The sequence below is a fragment of the Terrisporobacter mayombei genome, assembly GCF_020748465.1.
GTDB classification, from domain to species: Bacteria; Bacillota; Clostridia; order Peptostreptococcales; family Peptostreptococcaceae; genus Terrisporobacter; species Terrisporobacter mayombei.
In genome coordinates, this window is the sequence record NZ_JAHZMP010000074.1 from 1 (window position 1) to 554 (window position 554).

A 554-nucleotide genomic window follows, 5' to 3' on the forward strand; every position below is an offset into this window, starting at 1 on the left:
CCGCCATTTGGTATATACCTGATCTCCGGGTCTTGCCCCAGGGTACCAATCAGGATGACTTTGTTTACACCGCGTTGTGCCACTTTTCTTACCTAATAAAATAAATTAATTAGAGCAATAATGTATATCTTTGAAACGTGGCTAACAAGTGATTTGCATTATCCTGTGCCTTCTTAAGGGATCGAGTCAGTCGGTATTGGCAGTGAATGAGTGTTTGTCCTGGAGCGTAAAAACTTCGCTTATGAGGTCTTTCTGAAGGGAAAAACAGCCGCAGGAGGCGGTGCAATTGGCGCTATCGCGGTGATGATTACCATCGTGATGGGTAATGGCAATGTGCGAACCAACCAGGCGGGGCTTGAGCTGATTGGTAACGCTGAAGGTTGCCGACGTGATCCATACATGTGCCCGGCGGGGGTATGGACTGACGGGATCGGTAATACACACGGGGTAACGCCGGGTGTGCGAAAAACCGACCAGCAAATCGCCGCTGATTGGGAAAAGAATATCCTGATCGCTGAACGCTGTATTAATCAGCACTTCCGGGGCAAAGACAT

At 48.7% G+C, this 554-nt stretch carries 2 protein-coding genes; one reads left to right on the forward strand and one right to left on the reverse strand.

Annotated elements, in window-relative coordinates; all coding sequences use genetic code 11:
• A partial coding sequence (locus K0039_RS20370; protein WP_228106785.1) for a single-stranded DNA-binding protein occupies positions 1-83 on the reverse strand: 83 nt, incomplete at its 3' end.
• Positions 84-210: 127 nt separating this feature from the next.
• Between K0039_RS20370 and K0039_RS20375 the strand changes: the two genes are divergently transcribed.
• On the forward strand, positions 211-554 hold a 344-nt coding region (locus tag K0039_RS20375), incomplete at its 3' end, for a glycoside hydrolase family protein (RefSeq protein ID WP_228106784.1).